The 5510-nt window shown below is 29.1% G+C and carries 5 protein-coding genes; 3 read left to right on the forward strand and 2 right to left on the reverse strand.

The window, feature by feature from the left end; genetic code table 11:
• Positions 1-250 (reverse strand): transposase family protein (locus BM384_RS15135; RefSeq protein WP_139232149.1); only part of this gene is annotated, 250 nt, incomplete at its 3' end.
• 115 nt (positions 251-365) lie between these two features.
• On the opposite strand from BM384_RS15135, the gene BM384_RS15140 reads away from it, so the two are divergent.
• Positions 366-797: a zinc dependent phospholipase C family protein gene (locus BM384_RS15140; RefSeq protein WP_090014839.1), complete on the forward strand. Its 432-nt coding sequence runs from the start codon at positions 366-368 to the stop codon at positions 795-797.
• 334 nt (positions 798-1131) lie between these two features.
• On the opposite strand, the gene BM384_RS15145 is transcribed toward BM384_RS15140, so the two are convergent.
• Positions 1132-2877, reverse strand: coding sequence for an ATP-dependent metallopeptidase FtsH/Yme1/Tma family protein (locus tag BM384_RS15145; RefSeq protein ID WP_090014841.1), 1746 nt, complete (start codon positions 2875-2877; stop codon positions 1132-1134).
• 266 nt (positions 2878-3143) lie between these two features.
• On the opposite strand from BM384_RS15145, the gene BM384_RS15150 reads away from it, so the two are divergent.
• Positions 3144-5129, forward strand: a complete 1986-nt coding sequence (locus BM384_RS15150) for a pectate lyase family protein (RefSeq protein ID WP_175537413.1) — start codon at positions 3144-3146, stop codon at positions 5127-5129.
• 152 nt (positions 5130-5281) lie between these two features.
• A partial coding sequence (locus BM384_RS15155) for a transposase zinc-binding domain-containing protein (RefSeq protein ID WP_175537414.1) occupies positions 5282-5510 on the forward strand: 229 nt, incomplete at its 3' end.

Genomic DNA, 5510 nt, shown 5'->3' on the forward strand with positions numbered 1-5510 from the left:
TATGATTACAAGAATCATTTTTGCAAAACATTTTTCTGTTATTTATAATAATTTTAACTTTTAAGCCTTGAATAGGTAAATCTTGAAATGTTCTTTTATACCTTGAATGAACTTTCTTTGAAGTTGTACCACAATAAGGACAGCAAGGATACTCCTTAATAGATTTTACATAAATATAAATAGTATCTTCTATAATTTGATGTTGTATATATTCTAAATTCTTATCTAGTAATTTAATTAAATTATTCATCTTTTGTTCTTTCCCCTTGATTTTATTATTCAAATTATATAATAGAATCTAGGCTGTTTCAACTAACATTGGAAAGAACCTTTTTTCATATATTAAAGGCAGTTTTAAGCATACAATGTTACATGGTCATAATTATTTAAATTCTAAAAAAAGTGTTTTTAAAATGATTGATAAACTAAAGAATAAAGAAAATTGGAGTGCTTTTGATTTCTTTAAACTTGGAAAGTTTATACATTATGTAACAGATGCCTTTACTTATACTCATAATGATATGTTTACTGGAAGTGTACGTCAGCATGTTGTTTATGAAGAAGAATTACATGATGCTATGGATTATTTATGGAATAATAAAGAATTTAAGTTTAAAGACGAAATAGAAGTAGATAATCTTTATAATTATTATGAAAAAATGCATGAAAAGGCATTGCCTGGATTAACTACTGATATTATGTATATTAAGGAAGTATGCACTTTCTTTATAAATACACTATTAGGTAAATATATAGAGGTAGAGGAAGAGCCTGTAATAAGTGAAGTGGTAGTATAAAGATTATATTAAAACAGTTGATTTTTTGTCAGCTGTTTTTTTAGGTCTAGGAAAGTTTAAAATTTTCAAGAAAAAAAACGTGATAAATAGGGACTTTCAGCTATCTAAGATGGTAAAGACATTAAAAAATTGTAGTGCCTTAGAAAGAACCTAAAAGCAAAATAATTAAATTGTATTTTAAAAGGAAATTATTTTGTTTTTAGAACCTCTTGCATGGCTGACAAAGCTGCTTCCTGCGCTAAAAAGCGTGGCGTCAGCCACTTGGTTCTTATTTTATATTTAACTAAACATCTTATTATTAGGAAAGAGTTTGAAATTAAAAAAGTCCTAGATATTAATTATCTAAGACTATTTCATATAATTCTTCTTCGTAAAGAGTTTCCTTATCTAAAAGTTTTGTGGCAAGTTCCTGAAGGACTTCCTTATTACTATTTAAAAGTTCTAAAGTTTCCGTGTAAAGAGTATCAATAAGTTCTTTACATTCTTCAATAACAGGGCTTCCAAAACTTGAACTAAGATTTCCAAGGGTTGATAACTTTATTAGCCCAAGAGTTTTTCCCATACCATATTCAGCTATAATCTTTAAAGCAAATTCAGTACTTTTTGAAATATCACTTTCAGCTCCAGTTGTTATTTTATCTTTTCCAAAGATTATTTCTTCTGAGGCTCTTCCAGCTAGTAATATTTTAATCCTATTTTTTAAATAATCTGCTCTATAATAATTATTATCTTCAGGTATTGTTAAAGTATAACCTCCGGCACCTTTTGTAGTTGGAATAATAGTTATTTTAGAAATTTTATCTTGAGGAGTTAAAAGTAAAGAGACTAATCCATGACCAGCTTCATGATATGAAGTTACAAGTTTATCTTCATTAGTTAAGTAGCTTCTCTCTTTCTTTTCGTAGCCTGCTATAGTTATAGAAAAGGCTCTTTCAATATGCTCTTCTGTTATTTTATCACTTCTGTCTTTTGCAGCTAAAATTGCACTTTCATTTATTAAACTTTCAATTTTTGCACCAGAAAAATAAGCTGTCTTTTTTGCTAATGCTTTTATATCTATATTGTCATGAGGTTTATTTTTTAAATGAAGAGAAATTATTTTTTCTCTAGCATTAATATCAGGAAGAGAAACCTCTATATGCCTATCAAATCTGCCAGGTCTAAGAAGAGCTTCATCCAACATATCTAATCTATTTGTAGCAGCAATTACTACAATTCCATTTGACTGCTGAAAACCAGACATTTCAGTTAAAAGAGCATTTAAAGTCTGATCTTTTTCATCATTACTAGAACCATTTTTTCCATTGCCTCTTTTAATTCCTAAGGCATCTATTTCATCAATAAAAATAACAGCTTTTCCGTGAGATTTAGCTTTTTTAAAGAGATTTCTAACCCTAGCAGCACCTACACCAACATAAACATGAACAAAGTCAGAGCCGCTTAAAGCAAAGAAGGGTACTCCAGCTTCACCAGCTACAGCTTTTGCAAGAAGAGTTTTTCCTGTACCTGGGTCTCCGTAAAGTATAACTCCCTTTGGCATTCTTGCTCCGTATTTAGTGTATTTTTCAGGATTTTTAATAAAGTCTGCTATTTCCATTAAGCTTTCTTTAGCTTCTTCATTGCCAGCAACAGAATTAAAATTTAGTGCATTATCTTTATCTTTACTGTAATCTACTGTTTCAATATTAGTTACAGATGATTTATTAAGTTTTCCTTCTTTAACTAAAATGAATATTATTGAAATTATAGATGTAACTAAAATTACAGTTGGAATAGCATGGATTGGAGATGAATTATTTTTATCTTTTATAGCTATTCCTTTTAAAAGAAGATTTTCTTTTAAATTATTTGTATGAGGATTGTCTGTTGTATACTTTTCACCGTCTATTAGACTAACAATCATTTTATCAGAACTATCTAAAGTAACTTCAGATATTCTATTAGATTCAAGATCCTCTATGAAATATATATAGCTTTTATTTATTGAATTTATATTTAAATTATTAATAACTAAGAAAATTCCAGATAATAGTGCTGTTATTGTGAAAAAAATAATCAAATATTTGGTATATTTCTTCATTAAAGTCCTCTTTTTAATTTTAAGTTTATATATAAAAATATCCAATAAATATAATTTGCCCTATAAAAAAATAATAATACATCACTAAAAATTTATTGTTTGTATTTTAGTGATAAAAAAATTTTAGCACAAAAACGACTAAATAAGGCGCAAATTATACTTGAAAAAAAATATTTTTCTGTTTTAAGATTCAAAACTTGACACAAAATACGTTGTATACTAAAATTTAGAAAAAAACAATAAAGTACTTGAGGGAGATGTTTGTTATGAAGAATTGGAAAAAAATTGTTGCAATTGCATTAGGAACAGCTGTAGTAATTCCAACTACTTGGAGTGCATCTATAAAAGCACAGGCTGTGAGTGCAGAAAAATTATCAGTTTTTGGGGGATGGAATGAAACCCTTTACGCTGAATGGAATGAAAATAATGCTGAAGGTGCAAAGGTAAGTTATAAACTTTCAACAGATTCAAATTATACTGAATTATCAAAGGCAGATGAAGAATTAATTCGTCAGGCTGGAAGTAATACTGCTAGAGTAGATATTCCAGGTTTAAAAGCAGGAAACTATGATTTAAAAGTTACTACTTCAAATGGAAAGGTATACACAGCAGAAAATATTAAAGTAAAAGAAAATGATCGTTCAGGTTATGCTCACCTTAACTACACACGTGGAGTAGGGGCATATACAAATGAAGGTAAATTAAAAGATAATGCTATAGTTATATATGTAACTAATGAAAATAAAGATACTGTACAGGTACCAGGATATGAATCATATGCTACAGGAATTGGACATATTTTAAATTGTAATAGTGAGCTTATGGAAAAATTAGTAGCTGATGGACATGCTTTAGATATACGTTTTATTGGTAAGGTTGAAGCTCCAGAAGGACTTACTGCTTATAATAGTACAGAAAACGGTGGAACAGTAAAAGATAATGGTAATATGGCTATTATAAAAATGTCTAAAGATGTTACTTTAGAAGGTATTGGTACAGATGCATATATTCATGGATGGGGCTTCTCATTCTATGTTGGTGAAGGATATACTAACCGTGAAAGTTACGAAGTAAAGAATTTAACATTTAAAGATTATCCAGAAGATGCAGTTGGATTCCAAGGTTTTATGTCAGATAGTAAAACTTTAGCAACTCCAATTGAACATGTATGGGTTCACAATAACTCATTCTATCCAGGATATTGTGCAAAACCAGCAGAAAGTGATAAGGCTGAAGGAGATGGTTCTTGTGACTTTAAGCGTGGAAAGAACTATACAATGGATTATAACTATTATAATGGATGTCATAAGACTAACTTAGTTGGAGCTAGTGATAGTAACTTACAATTTAATATGACTTTCCATCACAACTTCTATGAAAACTGTGGTTCAAGAAGTCCTTTAGCTCGTCAAGCTAATATTCATATTTATAATTCATATTTTAAAGGAAATACAGCTAAAACTGTAGATGCTAGAGCTAATGCTTATATTTTCTCAGAAGCTAATTACTATGAAAGCTGTGTAAACCCAATGTTAACACAAAGTGGTGCAATAATTAAATCATTTAATGACATAGTATATAATTGTACTAGCGACAATACAGCAACAGTTGTAAATAGCAGAGATGCAAAGGTTTCAAATAATAATACTTATTCTGATTTTGATACTAATCCTTCAATTTTCTATTATGATTCAGCAAAGAAAGCTTCTAAAGTATCTTATCTTACAGATGCTGCTCAAGCAAAAGCAGATTGTGTAGCATTTAGTGGTGTTATGAAAACAGCAGATAAGATAGTAGATAAGGCTGAACCTATAAGCTTAATTGAAAATGAACCAACAGGTGTAGTTTCACTTCCATACAGTGTAAACTTTGTTGATACATCAGCTTCTAATTACTTTGGTTCAAAATTAATAGCACAAGGTATAGGTAATCTTTCAGCTAATCAAAAGGTTACAGTAGATAACATTGTTTATATGCCAGCAAGCAAATACAGCACAAAAGCAACAAGCATTAAATTACGTGCACAAGGTATTACATTCAAAGTTGATAAGAAGAGTAAGGTAACTTTCTCAGAATCAACTAGTGCAGGTAAGTTTGCATTAGTTCTTATAAATAAGAGTGGAGAAACATTATTAAGTGTTGAAAATGGAACTGACTCAGTAGTAGTAGAACCAGGAACTTATATGATTCAATCATCTAATGCATTAAAAGATGCATATATTACTGATCTTTCAATAGAAGCAGCTAAATAATATAAATAGTATAAGGGTGTTATGCTTTTGCATGACACTCTTTTTTAAGGTATAGGAATTTATAAAATTTTTTAAGGCTGGAAGCTAGATTATATCTAGCTTTCGGCCTCATTATATGGTAAATTAGTTAATCATATAGTGAGGGATTTTAAATGAAAAAGAGTACAATAAAATTGATTTTAGAAAATCATTGGAGTGATTTTCTAAAGATATACAATAAAAATATAAGAAAAAATGTTAAAGATGAAGTTAAAAAAGTATTAAGGTGTAAGGATATAAAGCATGGATATATAGAATTTAAGTGTGATAAATGTAATGTAACAAAGAAGGTTGGTTTTACGTGCAAAAGCCGTTTTTGTACATCTTGTGGTAAAGTTTATA

Source organism: Clostridium sp. DSM 8431 (assembly GCF_900116755.1).
In the GTDB taxonomy this organism is placed as follows: domain Bacteria; phylum Bacillota; class Clostridia; order Clostridiales; family Clostridiaceae; genus Clostridium.